Annotated in this window: 14 protein-coding genes; 9 read left to right on the forward strand and 5 right to left on the reverse strand. The window is 53.5% G+C overall.

Features of this window, described 5'->3' with window-relative positions; all coding sequences use genetic code 11:
* The first annotated feature begins 14 nt into the window (after window positions 1–14).
* Complete coding sequence (locus NST69_RS08195; protein WP_342548963.1) at window positions 15–1,124, forward strand: response regulator; 1,110 nt, start codon at window positions 15–17, stop codon at window positions 1,122–1,124.
* A gap of 85 nt (window positions 1,125–1,209) precedes the next feature.
* On the opposite strand, the gene NST69_RS08200 is transcribed toward NST69_RS08195, so the two are convergent.
* Complete coding sequence (locus tag NST69_RS08200; protein WP_036721510.1) at window positions 1,210–2,046, reverse strand: carbohydrate ABC transporter permease; 837 nt, start codon at window positions 2,044–2,046, stop codon at window positions 1,210–1,212.
* Window positions 2,046–2,936, reverse strand: a complete 891-nt coding sequence (locus tag NST69_RS08205; protein WP_036721513.1) for a sugar ABC transporter permease — start codon at window positions 2,934–2,936, stop codon at window positions 2,046–2,048. Before NST69_RS08205 ends, NST69_RS08200 begins: the two co-directional genes overlap by 1 nt.
* Before the next feature lie 207 nt (window positions 2,937–3,143).
* Here NST69_RS08205 and NST69_RS08210 point away from each other — a divergent pair, with 207 nt between their 5' ends.
* The 4 genes from NST69_RS08210 to NST69_RS08225 all read left to right on the forward strand — a co-directional run bounded on the left by NST69_RS08210 (window position 3,144) and on the right by NST69_RS08225 (window position 10,379).
* Window positions 3,144–5,006, forward strand: coding sequence for a sensor histidine kinase (locus tag NST69_RS08210; RefSeq protein ID WP_342548964.1), 1,863 nt, complete (start codon window positions 3,144–3,146; stop codon window positions 5,004–5,006).
* A complete protein-coding gene (locus NST69_RS08215; RefSeq protein ID WP_342548965.1) occupies window positions 4,999–6,645 on the forward strand; it encodes a response regulator in 1,647 nt (548 codons plus the stop codon). Before NST69_RS08210 ends, NST69_RS08215 begins: the two co-directional genes overlap by 8 nt.
* Before the next feature lie 122 nt (window positions 6,646–6,767).
* On the forward strand, window positions 6,768–8,093 hold the full coding sequence (locus NST69_RS08220) for a sugar ABC transporter substrate-binding protein (RefSeq protein ID WP_342548966.1): 1,326 nt from the start codon (window positions 6,768–6,770) through the stop codon (window positions 8,091–8,093).
* Between the two features lie 189 nt (window positions 8,094–8,282).
* The gene (locus tag NST69_RS08225; protein WP_342548967.1) at window positions 8,283–10,379 is read left to right on the forward strand and encodes an alpha-galactosidase; all 2,097 of its coding nucleotides are present in this window, start codon (window positions 8,283–8,285) and stop codon (window positions 10,377–10,379) included.
* 110 nt (window positions 10,380–10,489) lie between these two features.
* Here NST69_RS08225 and NST69_RS08230 read toward each other — a convergent pair whose 3' ends face one another.
* The 3 genes from NST69_RS08230 to NST69_RS08240 all read right to left on the reverse strand — a co-directional run bounded on the left by NST69_RS08230 (window position 10,490) and on the right by NST69_RS08240 (window position 12,014).
* Complete coding sequence (locus NST69_RS08230) at window positions 10,490–10,798, reverse strand: hypothetical protein (RefSeq protein WP_342548968.1); 309 nt, start codon at window positions 10,796–10,798, stop codon at window positions 10,490–10,492.
* A gap of 17 nt (window positions 10,799–10,815) precedes the next feature.
* Complete coding sequence (locus NST69_RS08235) at window positions 10,816–11,451, reverse strand: hypothetical protein (protein WP_342548969.1); 636 nt, start codon at window positions 11,449–11,451, stop codon at window positions 10,816–10,818.
* A 143-nt stretch (window positions 11,452–11,594) separates the two neighbouring features.
* Window positions 11,595–12,014 carry a MarR family transcriptional regulator gene (locus NST69_RS08240; RefSeq protein ID WP_209872629.1) on the reverse strand — a complete coding sequence of 140 codons (420 nt, stop codon included), beginning with the start codon at window positions 12,012–12,014 and terminating at the stop codon, window positions 11,595–11,597.
* 385 nt (window positions 12,015–12,399) lie between these two features.
* Here NST69_RS08240 and NST69_RS08245 point away from each other — a divergent pair, with 385 nt between their 5' ends.
* From NST69_RS08245 to NST69_RS08260, 4 genes are all read left to right on the forward strand, one after another.
* Window positions 12,400–12,657, forward strand: a complete 258-nt coding sequence (locus NST69_RS08245; protein ID WP_036721536.1) for an AbrB/MazE/SpoVT family DNA-binding domain-containing protein — start codon at window positions 12,400–12,402, stop codon at window positions 12,655–12,657.
* A 172-nt stretch (window positions 12,658–12,829) separates the two neighbouring features.
* Entirely contained in the window at window positions 12,830–13,558 is a 729-nt protein-coding gene (locus tag NST69_RS08250) for an HAD family hydrolase (RefSeq protein ID WP_051477738.1), read from the forward strand.
* A 270-nt stretch (window positions 13,559–13,828) separates the two neighbouring features.
* A complete protein-coding gene (locus NST69_RS08255; protein ID WP_209872623.1) occupies window positions 13,829–14,569 on the forward strand; it encodes a response regulator in 741 nt (246 codons plus the stop codon).
* 34 nt (window positions 14,570–14,603) lie between these two features.
* On the forward strand, window positions 14,604–15,953 hold the full coding sequence (locus NST69_RS08260) for an FAD-dependent oxidoreductase (protein WP_342548970.1): 1,350 nt from the start codon (window positions 14,604–14,606) through the stop codon (window positions 15,951–15,953).
* Window positions 15,954–15,974 lie beyond the last annotated feature (21 nt).

The raw sequence follows: 15,974 nt of genomic DNA on the forward strand, positions 1-15,974 counted from the left end.
AGGAGGGGTCTTCCATGTTTCGGACGATGATTGTTGAGGATGAACGGCCAATCCTGGATTTAATGAAGGTGCTGGTTGGCCAAAATAGCAATTACAGCATTGTAGGAGCTTTTACGAATCCGGTAGAGGCCTTGGCGAATCTGCAGGAGCTGCAGCCGGATATCGTGTTCATTGATGTGGAGATGCCGAGGATGAACGGGCTGCAGCTTGCAGTGCACATCCATGAACAGCTGGTTCAGGCAGAGATAGTGTTCACTACGGCTTATAAGGAGTATGCGCTTGAAGCATTCGAAGTAAGTGCACTTGATTATATTCTCAAGCCTGTCACGCCGCAAGCGATTCAGCGGGTCACCGGGCGGCTGTTCAAGCACCGGACAACCCACATTCCCGCAGAGACCGTCAAGTCTAGCTTCTCCGTCCGCTGCTTCGGTGAATTTGAAGTCCTTAATCCGGAGGGACTCCCGGTCCACTTCCGAACCCGCCGGACCGAGGAATTGTTCGCTTATCTTCTCTGCCACCCTGGACGGTATATCAGCAAGTGGAAGCTCATTGATTTGTTGTGGCAGGATGCGAAGGGAGAGCGGGGATTATCCAATCTGCATAATACCCTGTACCTGTTAAAAAAGGTCCTGAAAGAGAACAAAATTCCGATGAGCATACAGAAGCTTAATGACGGTTACAGGCTGGATACGGCAAATAAACAATATGATCTCCTGCAGTATCATCAACTGCAGCAGGTTCACAGTGAGGGCAGACTGACCACAGAACAAGCCGAAGAGCTCTGTTCGCTGTATCAGGGGCCGCTGCTGGAGGGCAAGAATTACTTATGGAAGATCCCGTTAGAGGAAGCCTTCTTCAAGCAATATACAGCAATGGTCCGGGAATTGGCGGCGGCTGAGCTTACGTCTGGAAATGGAGCAGCAGCGGAATTACGTCTTGAGCAATACTTGTCGCTGTATCCGTTGGAGGAGGAAATGAACCGCCTCCTGATTAGCATGTATAGAGGACGCGGCGCATTAGAGAATATCAACAGACGGTATGAGCAGTTTGAAGCGGCTTGTAAAAATGAGCTGGGGCTTGAGCTGCCGCCGGAAATCAAGAATGAATGGCTGCAGGCTCATTAGTATATCCCCGCGACAAAAAGAAAAGGCGTCCCATGTAGCCGTTACACGGCTTATGGGGACGCCTCTTTGCATTGTGAGAACAGGATCAGCCCTTAACCGCCCCCGCGACAACGCCCTTCACAATGTATTTCTGCAGGAAGATGAAGACCACGATCGATGGAAGCACCGCCATTACCATAGCGGTCATGGCATACTGCCAGTCCGAGGTATACTGGCCCACGAAGGTGTAAGCCGCCAGCGTTAACGTCTTCGTCTCCGGTGAACCGTTGACCATCAGCAGCGGGAGCAGGAAGTCATTCCAGATCCACATGACATCGATGATGACGATGGTCGTGGTGACCGATTTCAGCAGCGGGAAGATCACGCTGAAGAACAGGCGGAAGCCGGAAGCGCCGTCAATCGTCGCACTCTCGTCAATCTCTGTCGGGATGCCCTTCACGAAGCCGTGATAGATGAATACCGCCAGCGGAGCGCCGAAGCCCCAATACAGGAGACCCAGTCCCCAGGTGCTCTCCGACAGGTTGAGGTTCTTGGCGGTCTGGAGGACCGTCAGCATGATCGACTGGAACGGGATCAGCATCGGCATAATGCACAGGAAGTACAGGACACCGCTCCATCTGGTCTTGGTCCGGGCCAGCTTATAGGCGGCGATGGAGGAGATGAATACGATACCGAGCAGGCCGACACCCGTAATGATGAAGTTGTTCAGGAACAGACGCGGATAGTTGATGAACTCCCAGACATAGGCGTAGTTGCTGAAGGTCAGCTTCTGCGGGAGGGCGATGACATCGGTCATGACCTCACCGAAGCTTTTTAACGAGTTAATGATCGTCAGGAACAGTGGATACAGGAACAGCAGAGACAAGAGGACCAGGACAATTTCCAGTATGATCTTGCCCGCCTTGTTGTGGTTTGTTTTCATTAGGCCTCTACCTCTCTCCGTTTGAAGACTGTCAGCTGGATGATCGTCACGACAAGCACAGCCAGGAACAGGATAAGCGCTTTCGCCGTGCCGTAGCCGTACAGATTGTTCTGGAACGTATCCCTGTAGATATCATAAGCAATACTGTAAGTAGTTCCGCCCGGACCGCCGCCGGTCAGCGACAGGATGACATCGAATACCTTGATTGAATTGGTGAGCGCCATGAACACAGAGATCGTGATCGATGGGGCAAGCAGCGGCAGCGTAATGCTGAAGAATCGTCTCAGCGGTCCGGCGCCGTCTACTGTAGCGGCTTCTTTGAGATCCTCAGGCACAGATTGCAGACCGGCAATGTAGATAACCAGATAGAACCCGATGGACTGCCAGATGGATACGCCCAGGATGGAGATGAAGGCCAGTCCCGGTGTCCCGAGCCAGCTTAGATCGAAGATTGCCCAGCCGGTGCTCTCGCCCAGCGAGTTGAAGCCCTGCATGAAGATGAATTTCCAGATGAAGCCGACAATCACAAGGCTGAGGATATAAGGGATGAAGAAGGCCGCTCTCAGCCAGGAGGTGCTTCTCAGCTTCATGTCCAGCAGCACGGCCAGCAGAATCGCCAGCACGTTGACTATGATAATGTAGAGCACCGCGTATTTAATCGTGAACCAGGCAGCATCCGAGAAGTTGGTATCGCCGGAGAAGATCTGCTTGAAATTATCCAGCCCGACGAACTTGGGGTGCTTGGAGATCCCGTTCCACTTGGTCATCGAATAGCGGATGGTCATGGCGAACGGAATATAGAAGGCTACAGCGATACAGATCAGAACCGGGAGAGTGAAGATTCCGAATTCGAATTTCTCGCGCCATCTTTTGCCGAGTGTTTTTAACATGGATGCACCTCTTCTTGAGTTATAGGGTGGGAGTAGTGGGCCTGGCTTGCCACACTTAACCATTCCGGTTAGTCTATATTGTGTATTATAGAGTAGACCCGTATCGTCAAAAATGGATTTAAGAGTACAGTTAAGGGTAAAAAGGTGAACGGACTGCGGAGGCCGGAAAAGTCCCCAAAACCGGCAGCGGGGAGAGCGGAGAGCATCATGAGAAAAGTGTGGGTTAAGCTGATCGAGCCTTTACTGGCGCGGGTGTCCCGCCGCCTGGCTAACAAGCTGATTCTGTTGTTTACGATTATCATCATCCTGGTGGTCAGTTCACTCACCTACATATCCTATAGCATGCTGCAGCGGGAATCGGTCGATAACAGCAATGCCAGTACTAGCAACAACCTGCTCCTGGTCGGACGGAATCTGGAGAGTTATCTGAGCGGGATTGAGCAATTGTCTCTGCCGCAAATCTCCTACGATGAGTTCAATTATGCGCTTTTGCATGAATCGGAAGACTACAGCTCCCGGATGTACGTGGAGGATTATCTGCGGAATCTGTATTTTTCGCGCAATGATCTGGAGGCTGCCTATCTCTATGTAATCAAGGAGCAGAAGTATTATTATGTCACTAAGGAGAACTATAACATCACCGTCCGGGTATCCGAGCACCCGCCTATTGATGACCTGCCGTGGTATAAGCGGGCGCTTAAGAGTCCGTATAACCGTTCCTATCAGTCGTTCGTGGAGGAGCAGCCGGCCAGCGTGAGCAGCGCCGATTACCCCGTCAACCATAATAAGGTGTTCATGGGCTACCACCGGCTGATCCGCTCCATTGTCTCACGCGAGCCGCAGGCGGTATTATCGCTATATTTGAACTCCTCCGTGACCGATGAGATTATGCGGGATATCCCGTTCAGCACCGGAGAGCATCTGATGTATATCAGCCCGGACGGCGAGCCCTTCAAGGTGGATGATAAGGAATTCTACCGGGAGAGCAGGGAGGCGGGACTGGCGAAGCTGCTGACACCGGAGCAGAAGGGGCGCGTAACCTGGTCGGATAAGGGGCAGAAGTACCTGGTAATCTACGATATCAGCCAAAAGGAAGGCTGGAAGCTCGTCAAGCCGATTCCCTACACCCAAATCTATGAAGCAGCTACAACGACGCGTACGCTAAGTGTGGCGATTGGCCTGCTGTTCCTGATCGTCTCTGTGGTGCTGGTCAGCTTCACCTCGAACCGGATTACCCATCCGCTGAAGAATTTGTCGCTCCAAATGCAGCGGTTCAGTACCGGGAGCTTCGATGCGCAGGCTGCGGTTGCAGGCAAGGATGAGATCGCCTACCTGTCGCGCCATTTCAACAAGATGGTCGAGAAGACGAATGAGCTGATCAATGAACGCTATAAAATGAAAATTGTTGAAAAGAACGCCGTCCTTAAAGCCCTGGAGGCTGAAATTAATCCCCATTTTCTGTACAATGCGCTCCAGGCGATCTCTACCAAGGCACTCAAGAACAACAACGACGATATTGTCGAGATGGTGGACAACCTGGCCCTGACCCTGCGATACTGCATTAGCGGCAAGGATGTCGTGCAGGCAAGGGAGGAGCTGAGGCATATTGAACGGTATCTGGCGCTGCAGAAGGCGCGGTTCGGGAACCGGATGCAGGTGGTGTACGCCTGGGATGAGAGCCTGATGGAGCTGCGGATTCCCAAGCTGTCGATCCAGACCTTGGTGGAGAACTGCATCAAGCATGCGCTGGAAAAGGTATCGAGTACGGTTACCATCACCATTGAGGCGCGTATCACCGGCACACACAGCGTCATCTCTGTGCTGGACGATGGGCCGGGCATCAGCGGAGAACGGCTGGAGCAGGTGCTCAGCTCCCTTCAGATGCAGTGGGAGGACCGCGTAGCGGACACGGCCGAAGAGGACGGTATGGAGAGTATCGGGCTGAAGAATCTGAATACCCGGCTGAAGCTTTTGTATGGAGAGGAGTCGGGTCTGGTCATTCATAGCACGGAGCAGGGAACACGAATGGATATGCGGCTGCCGCGGGGAGGAGTAGGACAACATGTATAGAGTGCTGATTATTGATGATGAGGAGCCGCTGCGCGAAGCGATTCATATCCTGGGGGATTGGGAGGGTCTCGGTGTCAGCGAGGTGCGGGAGGCGACAGACGGTAAGGCGGGGCTTGAGCTGCTGCGCCGTGAGCGGTTCGATCTGGTGCTGGTCGATATGAAAATGCCGGAGCTGAGCGGAGCCGAGCTGCTGCAGATTGCCGAGCAGGAATTCCCGGACCTGCTGCTGATTGTGATCAGCGGCTATAATGATTTCGAGTATACGCGCCAGGCCATCCGCTCGAAGGTGGTGGATTACCTGCTGAAGCCGGTGAACCGCACAGATCTTAACCATGCACTGCGCAAGGCGGTGGGGGTGCTGGAGGCCAAGCAGAAGCGGGAGAGCGAGTTCATAAGCCGCAATATTACACTCAATATGTCGCTGCCGAAGCTGAAGGAGAAGATGTATCTGTCCATCATTGACCGGAGCTTCAAGACCCAGTCCAATGAGGCTTTTCTCCCGCTGATCGGGGCGGACGGGGCGGCCAGCCACTTCGCTGTCGGCCTTCTGCGGATGCTGAATCTGGAGAAGGTGCGTAAGGAAAGATTCCATGGGGACCGGGATCTGCTGCATTTCGCCGTAACGAATGTAATGAACGAGAACACGGACGGGCAGTTCGAGTCATTCAGCTTCGCCAGCCCCAAGGGGGAACGCGAATTCATTGCCATCTTCACCATGAAGGGCGGTTATGAAGCGGATGCGGCCTTCCTGTCGCTGCACCATATGAAGAAAGCAGCCTCTACCCTGAAGGAGCTGTTCGGGATCATCTGTGCAGGCGGAATCGGGGAGCCTTGCAGTGATTCGCTCAGCATTGCCGCTTCTTATGAGCAGGCCAAAGCATCACTAGATACGATTGACCTGCTCAGCCTGAGGGGCAGCCTGATCGCGCAGGGCAGAGCAGTGAATCCAGTATCACGGGATAATCCCTCCCTGACAGGGCGGATGCCGCAGATCCGCAGCGCGCTGGAGAGCGGGAATGTGAACCATGCCCGCAGCATCCTCAGCGAGTTCATCCGCAAATGCCAGGAGACGGAAGGTTTTACTCTTGGTGAAGCGGACCGGACCCTGCAGGGCTTTCTCTTGCTGCTGGGCGAGATTGCTGCCCAGCTGGGTGCCATGCCGCCGCAGATCCGCAGCGGGAAGGACAGCAGCCTGGCACCTCTGGGCATCCTCAGCGACTTCTCCTCCTTTGAGCAGTTTGCGGGCGTGCTTAACGATATCTTCGACCGTTATGCGGGCGAGATCAGCCGGACAGTGGCCGGAGACCGCAGCAGCGTGCTGGAGAATATCAAGGCGTATATTGATAACCATTATTTCGAGGATATTAAAATATCGATGTTCACGGAACAATATTTCCTGAGCAGAGAGTATCTGATGAAGCTGTTCAAGGGACAATACGGCTACGGCATTCACGAGTATGTGCAAAAGGTAAGGATGGACAAGGCTAAAGCATTGCTACGCGACCCTGCCCTCAAAATTCAGGATATCTCTGAAATGCTGGGATACAAGGACAAGAACTATTTCAGCAAGGCTTTCCGCAATTACTATGATTGCTCCCCTTCTGAGTTCCGGCTGCAGCTGCCAGGGGTAGAAAAGTGAAACGGTTACATGGACACTTTTTTACCCTCAGAAGTTCACTTATGTACATTCTTATCCTTTTTCTTTTTATTTAGAATGATGAGCAAGACCACAAGATGCATAAGGAAAAAGGGGGCAACATCATGTTAAAACGATTCATGGCATTATCTGCGAGTCTGCTGCTGGTGGGCGGACTGCTGGCCGGCTGCGGCGGAAATAACACCAATAATACCGCTAACAACACGGGTGGAACAGCCGGAGCAGGCAATACACCTACGGATTCCGCCAAGCCCGTCACGATTAATATGTTCACCGCCTCTCCCGAATACACGGATGCCTTCAATGCTTATATTGCGGAATACAAGAAGGTTAAGCCGAATGTTACGATCAATCTGGAAATCATGCAGGCAGACTACAATACGGTGCTGAAATCCAAAATTGCCGCCGGCAGCACACCGGATGTGTTCCAGACCACGGCGGGCGGGGATATCGATACTTTTGCCGAATACAGTGCCGATCTTACCAATGAACCGCTGGCCGCAGCGATGACAGATGCAGTCCGCTCCAACATGAGCTCTACAGATGGCAAAGTCCTCGGACTGCCGGTGAAGGGTAACCTGTTCGTCCTGATGTACAACAAGAAGCTGCTGGCCGATGCCGGCATCACTGAAGTGCCTAAGACAACTGCTGAAATGGACGATGCAATTACTAAGCTTGAAGCCAAGGGCATCACGCCTTTCGCCAACGCCTACAAAGAGTGGTGGGTATGGAAGCATATCTTCCAGCACTTCGTAGATGCCGCAGCGACCGATGCCGGAACCGACGCCAAGACGCTCGTAGCGGACTTCATCGCCGGGAAGACGACCTTCAAGGATCATCCGGTGCTGAGCGATAACTTCTTCACCTTCATTGATACAACGGTTAAACATGGCACAGACAAGCCGCTTGAACGCGACAGCAATGCTGAGGTCAGTGATTTCGCCTTGGGCAAAACAGCCTTCATGACCGGTAAAGGGGCGTGGGATGAAGAAGCGATTAAGAAAATCACCCCTGACTTTGACCTCGGCATCGCCGGGTATCCTGTCAGTGACAAACCGGAGCAGTCCCAGATTATCACCGGTGCCGATCAGGCACTGCGGATCAACAAGGATTCTGCGGTAGCGGCAGAGACGATTGAGTTCTTCAACTGGCTGTATACCTCCGACTACGGGAAGAGCTGGTTCTCTAACGTAGCCAAGGTCATTCCTCCAATCAAGGATGCTCCGATGCCTGACCTGCAGATGCCTAAGGAAATGGAAGAAATTCTGAAGACGGAGAAATCCGGCGACCTGTCGGTGAACTACTCTCTGGATACGTTCCACCAGAAATTCGGTGAGCTGATGCAGGCTTATATCGGCGGCAGCAAGACGAAGGATCAGGCGATGGATGAAATTCAGAAGGCCTGGATTCAATTCGGGTCTGCGGAATAAAATTTTGGTTTGACCTTAACGGCCTCCGAAGTAAGCTTTATTACTGAGGGGGTCTTCTTTCTATGTAACGCAGATTTCAGGGTGGGGGGTGTAAGTGGCTGGACGTAACTGCGTGAGCTTTGGATTTCCGGAGAGGCAGGAAAACAGGAAACCAAGGACACCATCATTTGTAAGGAGGGTAAATCAGATATGCAGAGCAGGCTCATAGAGATAGCCGAGAACGGGCTGTATCTTACGATTGAAATTACTGGGGAGCAGGATGTGCGGCTGCTGCATTTTGGCGCAGCGCCGCTGGAAGCAGGGAGCATAGAAGAGAAGCATAAGGCAAGCTTCCGGCTGCTGGAGCTGCAGCTGTCGGGGGAAGACCGGGCGGAATATCACGGGCGGACGCACCGTGCATCTTATCCGGGATTGCGCATGGTGTATGACGGGCATAGGGACACGGTGAATCCGCTGGGACGGAAGCTGGAGCTTACACTGGCTGACCCGCTGACGGGTGTAAAGGCAGTACAGCATTATCAGTTCTATACCGGTGTGCAGATTGTCCGTTCCTGGACAGTGGTTCGAAATGAAGGCAATGCGGAAGCGGCTGTGGAGTATATCTCTTCATTCGCACTCACTGGAGTGGACAAAGAGGGCAGCGGAGACCGCAATGACAAGATCGAAGTGAGTATTGCTCACAGCGGGTGGCAGAGTGAGCTGCAGTGGAAAAGCTACAGCCTGCCCGAGCTGGGCATGTCCCATCTCGCCGATCGTGGATCGAAGCGGGTTGCCGCCAGCAATACCGGCTCCTGGTCGGCGGCTGAGCTGTTGCCAATGGCCGTGCTGCGCAACAAGGAGAGCAGAAGCAGCCTGTTCTGGCAGATTGAACATAATGGCTCCTGGCACTGGGAGCTGACGGATCAGGCAGATCAGCTTACGCTGCTGGTCAGCGGGCCTACGGAGCATGACAATCACTGGTGGCTGAGGCTCGCCCCCGGTGAAGCGTTCACCTCCGTGCCAGTGGCCGCAGGTGCAGTAGAGGGCGGGTTCGGAGAGGCGGCAGAGCAGCTTACCGCATACCGGCGGCTGATCCGCAGACCGAATGAGGATAATGAGCTGCTGCGGGTGATTTTCAACGACTACATGAACTGTCTGTGGGGAAGCCCGACAACGGTGAAGCTGCTGCCGCTGATTGATGCCGCTGCCGAGGTCGGCTGTGAATACTTCTGTATCGACGCGGGCTGGTATGCTCCCGGCGAGTGGTGGGACGGGGTCGGCGAGTGGGAGCCTTCGGCTGAGCGCTTCCCGGAAGGCATCAAGTATGTGCTGGATGTGATCCGCAGCAAGGGGATGATTCCCGGCCTCTGGCTGGAGCTGGAGGTGATGGGCATCAACAGTCCGAAGCTTGCGGAGACCGACGACAGCTGGTTCTTCATGCGCCATGGCAAGCGGGTCAAGGACCGCAGCCGCTATCAGCTCGATTACCGTAATCCGGCGGTCATTAAGCATGCCGACAGCGTGATTGCCCGGCTGGTTGAGGAATACGGCGTCGGATATATCAAGATGGACTATAATATCAATGCAGGCATTGGTACGGAGACGGGGGCGGACAGCTTCGGGGACGGTCTATTGCAGCATAACCGCGCTTATCTGGCCTGGCTGGACAGCATCTTCGCCCGTTATCCGCAGCTCGTCATCGAGAACTGCTCCAGCGGCGGGATGCGGATGGATTACGCCATGCTCAGCCGCCACAGCATCCAGTCCACCAGTGATCAGGAGGATTATGTGAAGTATGCTGCCATTGTCGCAGGCTCTCCGGCTGCACTGACTCCCGAGCAATCGGCGGTCTGGTCGTATCCGCTGCGCGAAGGCGACGATGAAGAGGTCATTTTCAATATGGTTAACTCGCTGCTGCTTCGCGTTCATCAGAGCGGCCATCTGGCCGAGCTAACGCCAAGACGCCGGGCGCTGGTGAAGGAGGCGCTGGATTATTACAAGTCTATCCGCGCCTGCATTCCGCAAGCCTTCGCCTTCTGGCCGCTCGGTCTGCCTGACAGTGGAGGGGAATGGATCAGCTTCGGACTCCGTCATGGAGACATCCGCTATATTGCTGTATGGCGGATTGCCGGAGAAGCGGCTGCGGTCACGCTGCCCATACCTGAGCTAAGGGGCCGCGGGGCGGAGGCCCGGTGTGCGTATCCTGAGGCGCACGGGGCGCAGTGGAGCTGGGACGCCCCGGAAGGCAGCTTGACCGTTACGCTGCCCGCCGGCAAGACTGCGAGGCTCTTCGAGCTTCGTTCGTAGGGCCAGCTTCATACACCTAGAAGAGGCTGAACAGCTGATACGGGGTGATTTGCATACAAAAAGGGGTATTTCTGCACCGGTGAATGGCTGCTGAAATACCCCTTTTTCTGCTACCTGATGAAGCTTAGGCTTAACAGCAGCAAACGGCGGGTGTAATAAAAGGACAAGAGCAGGAGGAACGCGAGAACTAGGCTGAAGGGCAAGCTGAGAAAGACCGGGACGGAATAGGATGGGGTCAGATTCATCCCTATGGCACTGACTCCGAAGGTCCGCAGCAAGCCGGCTATCGGAGCGATGATGGCACAGATGAGGCTCCCGGCCACCCAGACGCCCAGTACGGGCAATGCAAAGAGGATGACGAATCCTTTTGCCAGATAGTTCAGCAGTATAGGCATTGCACCAGAAGAAGAAGATTTCATGTCGTGTACCTCCATCGTTATGTATTCATCTGAATAATCTTGCCTATCCGGGAATGTGGATGAATCGTCAGCGCCTCCCGGTAACGAATCTCCCGGATGGAGCATCCCGGCCCGATTGTAACATTCTGTCCGCACACAAGGTCTGCCTGCGTCCGGTATAGGGTGAGGTCAGCCCCTTCAATGATCCCACAGCGCAGCTTGCGGAAAGGACTCAGCGGAATAGGGAGCAGCCTGGAGGAGGGCGACACGATAATATTACCTGCCGAGGTCATGTGCCTGATCTTGCACAAGGCCCCCAGCTTGATGCGGATGGTTCCCATGCAGGACAAGCGGTCTATACGTACGCAGCCCTCGGCTTTGAATTCTTCTGCGGCAACCTCACCGGTAACAGACAGGTATCCATTGGCCGTGATACTCACGCCCCTGAGTTCAGGAACGCGCAGACTGCCGAAGCTGCTCAGCTCCTGCGTATTGCAAGATAACCCTATGGAGCATTCTCCTCTAAGCCTCAGGCGTGCTGTGGTCAAGCTCCCGCTGACATGCAGGTGGCCCAGCACCTCCACATGGGAGGCATCCATATCCCCCCGGCAGATCCGGGAGCCGTTGATTTTAAGAGGTTTATTGGCCGCAGGTGTCGGGTTCAGTGCAGGCATAGGTTCAATCACCACCGTTTTATACTATTTTAGTAACTATAATATATATTAAATGAAATATTTAATCAATATATGTTCTTTAACAAAAAAACTGCACTCCCCGATGGGAAATGCAGTCTGTGCTTAAAGGATAGCCGTTGATGCTACTGTAACATTCCGCCCATCAGTTCATCAATTCTCTGCAGGGCTGCCGATATTTTGTCAAGGTCAGTCAATGCAAAGGTGTCGAAGAGAGAAAGGATGTGCTGCTTGCCTGATCCGGTGAGAACAATATTGACGACTCTGCGGTCTTCCTTCGTGCGAATTCTCTCGATGTATCCCAGATCCTCCAGCTTATCGCACATGAACGAAGCGGCTCCCGGCGTAATGACCAGCCGCTCTGAGATATCCGTAATATTAAGAGAGCCGGTGAGCTGTAGCAGGAACATCAGCATGATCTGGTTCTGCGAGAGTGACCCTTTTTTCGTAATCCGGTCTATGAACGCCTGTGACTTTTGCTGCACGCTGGCCATATGCTCCATGACGGTATAGACGGCTTGCTCTTTCTCAGCTTCTTTGCTCATGGAAACACTCCAATATAGTATATTACGTAAAATATATAGATTGTATATCTTTCTTGTCAAGTAAAGGAAGAGCATAGTTCCTAAGGAGCAGCCGTAAGCTAAGGGGAAAACCGATTCAGCCATACCCCTACAGAATTACGGGCAAAAATTGAATGAAAAGAATAAAATGGATATAAAACGGTTTCGATTATAAATTTGTCGAAAAAACTCTAAACTTTGTCGAATTTTTTGTCGATAAATATCAAAAGATGTAGAAATAAAATTGACAGGAAAGAAATAGCACTTTACAATGCAATTATAGAGTAATCATTTCTACTTATTAGAAGCTTTGATAGCTTTTAACACCGAATGATGATCCAAGTGTTATTTCAAGGGAGGATGCATAATGATGAAAGCAACTGGCATAGTAAGAAAAGTAGATGAACTGGGACGTATTGTGATTCCGATTGAGCTGCGCAGAACAATGGGAATTGACATAAAGGATCCGCTCGAAATTTTTGTGGACGGCGAAAAGATCATTCTCAGAAAATATGAACCTACTTGCATCTTCTCCGGAAGTTCCGAGAACCTGATCAACTTCAAAGGTAAAATGGTCAGCAAAGATGTTCTCGATGAACTGATCTCAAGCTTCGACAACGTATAAGTTAAGGTTCTGAGGCAGTATGCAGTATGAACAGAAGGGATCGCAGTGTAAGCACTCCATGTGTTTGCACTGCGGTCCCTTTCTGTAATTAGGGGTTCGTAGACAACATCTGCTGCTTCCTATATCATTAGGGCGTGTGACCGAAGAACAATTGGAAGGGATGATTCACCTCATGAGCAACGAAGAACAGACACAGGCGGGGAACAGACCGCTGCCGAAATTAAACCAGCCGGAAGCCATCGTATTTGATATGGATGGTACGCTGTTTCAGACAGAAAGCCTGTTATTGCCCGCCTATCATAAAATGTTCGATATTCTGCGGGAAGAAGGCCTGCATTCCGGCCCGACTCCGCCGGAGGAGCGCATCCTGGGCAGTCTAGGCATGCTGCTTGCGGATATCTGGAAGAACGTAATGCCGGAAGCGGATGAGGCGGTACACCGCCGGGCGGATGAACTGCTCCTGCAGCTTGAGATTGAGGGGCTGGAGGCCGGAGGTACAGTCCTGTACCCTAAGGTAGTCGAGACGCTGCGTGCGCTGCACGCACGCGGAGTGAAGCTGTTCGTCGCCAGCAACGGGCTGGAGGATTATATCCATAGCATCGTAGTCGTACACGAGCTGAAGGACCTGTTCGAGGGGCTGTACAGCGCGGGCGGCTCGGGCACGGCAACGAAGACCGAGCTGCTCGGCCTTCTGCTGGACAATCACAAGATCGGCAGTGCCTGGATGGTCGGGGACCGTTCCTCCGATGTACAGGCGGGCAAGGGCAACGGACAGACCGTGATCGGCTGCGCCTATGCCGGCTTCGGGCGGCAGGATGAGCTGAAGGGCTCGGATGTCATTATCTCATCATTCGATGAATTGATAGCGCTGTATGATAACAGCACAGCGCAAAGCCTGTAATCAGCCAGGCCAGAAGAGGGCTGTGTATATACAAGCAAGCAGAACCGGATGTCATTTCCGCCTTACTATAGGCGTGAAGGGCATCCGGTTTCATATCTGGCGGAGCGGACGCGGATTCATCTCGAAATTTCATACCTTTTCTCGAATGAGGGCCGTTTCATTGCAGGTGCTCAAATTTTATACTGGTACTGTAAGCGTTTCACCAGGAATGAGCCTCAGAAGCTTGGCGAAGCGCAGCGGCGGCCAGATACTGTATTTGGAGGGATAGGGTTGCACAAGCTGTTTCTGGTTGAGGATGAAGCCCTGATCCGTACGGGCCTTAAGCATTTGATTGAGGAGGTCATCGGCGGCTTTCAGGTGGTGGGTGAGGCAGAGAACGGAAGACTTGCACTGGAGGCACTCAAGAGTGTGAAGCCTGATGTCCTGATCTCGGATATACGGATGAATGAAATGAACGGGCTGGAGATGATCCGGCGGGTCCGTGACCAGTACCCTGAATTGTATATCCTGATTCTGAGCGGGTATGCCGATTTCGAATATGCAAAGCAGGCCATCAAATACGGCATCAGCGATTATCTCCTGAAGCCGGTTGACCGCACGGAGCTGGCCCAGGCCTTAGGGGAGTTCAAGCGCAAGCATGGAGCCCGGAATGCTCTGCCGGGCCAGCCGGAAGAGGGGGAGACCGACCAGAAGGGCAGGCAACTGATCCGCAAAGTGAAAGAACTGGTTGCCCAGCGGCTGGATCAGGAAATTTCGCTGCAATATATGGCGGAGCAGGTGCATCTGAATCATCAGTACCTGTCGGTGCTGTTCAAGACGGAGACCGGACAGAACTTCACGGATTATGTCTCCCGGTGCCGGATGAACCGGGCCAAGCAGCTGCTGAAGGAGACGAATCTCAGAATCTATGAGGTTGCCAAATTATCCGGCTACCTAAGCTCGAAGCATTTCATGGCGGTATTCAAGGACTATACCGGCTGCACCCCAACCCAATACAGGGAGCAGCAGTAATGTAACCGTTCACTTAGAAGAAGGAGGAACAAGGATGCGGAAATATGAAGTGGTTGTGGCGGGAGGCGGGGTTTCCGGCTCCATCGCGGCTATCGCGGCAGCAAGAGCAGGCGCCCGGACGCTGATCATCGAGGCGGGGGGATTCCTGGGCGGGACTCTAACTGCTGCGGGCGTAGGACCGATGATGACTTTTCACGCGGGGGATAAGCAGGCTATCCAGGGAATCACCGATGAGCTGATTCAGCGGCTCCGGGCGCTCGGCAAATCGCCGGGGCATATCCAGGACGCGACGAACTACACCTATTCAGTGACACCGTTCGATGCGGAAGCGATGAAATACGAGCTGGATCTGATGCTGCAGGAGAGCGGAGGCGAGGTGCTGTATCATACGATGCTGGCTGGTGCTGAAGTATCCGGCAGACGCATTACATCGCTTACCTTGTGCAACAAAGGCGGGCTTAGCAGGATCTCGGCGGATGTGTTCATCGATGCTACGGGGGATGGCGATCTGGCGGCCTGGTCCGGCGTCCCGTTCACCAAAGGGCGCGAATCCGACGAGCAGTCGCAGCCGATGACACTGAAGATGAAGATGAGGGGAGTGGACACGGAGAAAATCAAGGCGTACATCCGCGGGCACCGTGAGGACTTTCCGCGCATGAATCTGGATATTACGGTGATGGACTCGGCGGCCAGACTCTCTGTCGTCGGCTTCGACAAGCAATTCCGTGAAGCGAAGGCGCGCGGTGAGATCAGTATTCCGAGAGAGGATGTGCTATTCTTCGAGACGAGCAATCCCGGTGAGATTATTATGAACACGACGCGGATTCTCGGCAAGGACAGCACAGACCCATGGAGCCTCAGCGAGGCCGAGATTGAGGGCCGCAAGCAGTGCCGGGAGCTGGAGGTTTTTCTGAAAAAATATATTCCCGGGTTCGAAGATTCAGTGGTTGTCTCTACAGGCCCGTCCATCGGCGTACGCGGCTCCCGCCAGATCAAAGGTGTGTACACACTGACTGCGCAGGATATCCTGTCGGTGAAGCCCTTCGAGGATGTGATCGCCCATTCCGGCTACCCGATTGATATTCACAGCCCGGACGGCGAGGGAACCGCAACAGATCATCTGGAGTGGGGCGCGATGTACGGCATCCCTTACCGCTGCCTGATCACCAGCGAGATCGACAATCTGATTGTTGTGGGGAGATGCCTCTCGGCTACCTTTGAAGCCCAGGCGGCTGTGCGGACTACACCGACAGTAGGCGCAATCGGGCAGGCGGGCGGTACGGCGGCGGCGCTGGCGGTCCGGGAAGGAGTTCCAGTGCAGCAGGTGGATTATAAGAGCTTGCAGGAGACGCTTGTGGCGCACGGCGCTTATCTGGAAGTGTAACGCGCGGCGCCATAACTGTAA

Origin of the sequence: Paenibacillus sp. FSL P2-0089 (genome assembly GCF_038595095.1) — a bacterium.
Taxonomy (GTDB): Bacteria; Bacillota; Bacilli; order Paenibacillales; family Paenibacillaceae; genus Paenibacillus_AQ; species Paenibacillus_AQ silagei.

Bases quoted from the DNA above. Each gene is read 5' to 3' on its own strand.
- NST69_RS08200 (WP_036721510.1), bottom strand. From the start codon at position 2,046: ATGAAAACAAACCACAACAAGGCGGGCAAGATCATACTGGAAATTGTC.
- NST69_RS08225 (WP_342548967.1), top strand. From the start codon at position 8,283: ATGCAGAGCAGGCTCATAGAGATAGCCGAGAACGGGCTGTATCTTACG.
- NST69_RS08205 (WP_036721513.1), bottom strand. From the start codon at position 2,936: ATGTTAAAAACACTCGGCAAAAGATGGCGCGAGAAATTCGAATTCGGA.
- NST69_RS08240 (WP_209872629.1), bottom strand. From the start codon at position 12,014: ATGAGCAAAGAAGCTGAGAAAGAGCAAGCCGTCTATACCGTCATGGAG.
- NST69_RS08220 (WP_342548966.1), top strand. From the start codon at position 6,768: ATGTTAAAACGATTCATGGCATTATCTGCGAGTCTGCTGCTGGTGGGC.
- NST69_RS08260 (WP_342548970.1), top strand. From the start codon at position 14,604: ATGCGGAAATATGAAGTGGTTGTGGCGGGAGGCGGGGTTTCCGGCTCC.
- NST69_RS08215 (WP_342548965.1), top strand. From the start codon at position 4,999: ATGTATAGAGTGCTGATTATTGATGATGAGGAGCCGCTGCGCGAAGCG.
- NST69_RS08230 (WP_342548968.1), bottom strand. From the start codon at position 10,798: ATGAAATCTTCTTCTTCTGGTGCAATGCCTATACTGCTGAACTATCTG.
- NST69_RS08250 (WP_051477738.1), top strand. From the start codon at position 12,830: ATGAGCAACGAAGAACAGACACAGGCGGGGAACAGACCGCTGCCGAAA.
- NST69_RS08245 (WP_036721536.1), top strand. From the start codon at position 12,400: ATGATGAAAGCAACTGGCATAGTAAGAAAAGTAGATGAACTGGGACGT.
- NST69_RS08210 (WP_342548964.1), top strand. From the start codon at position 3,144: ATGAGAAAAGTGTGGGTTAAGCTGATCGAGCCTTTACTGGCGCGGGTG.
- NST69_RS08235 (WP_342548969.1), bottom strand. From the start codon at position 11,451: ATGCCTGCACTGAACCCGACACCTGCGGCCAATAAACCTCTTAAAATC.
- NST69_RS08195 (WP_342548963.1), top strand. From the start codon at position 15: ATGTTTCGGACGATGATTGTTGAGGATGAACGGCCAATCCTGGATTTA.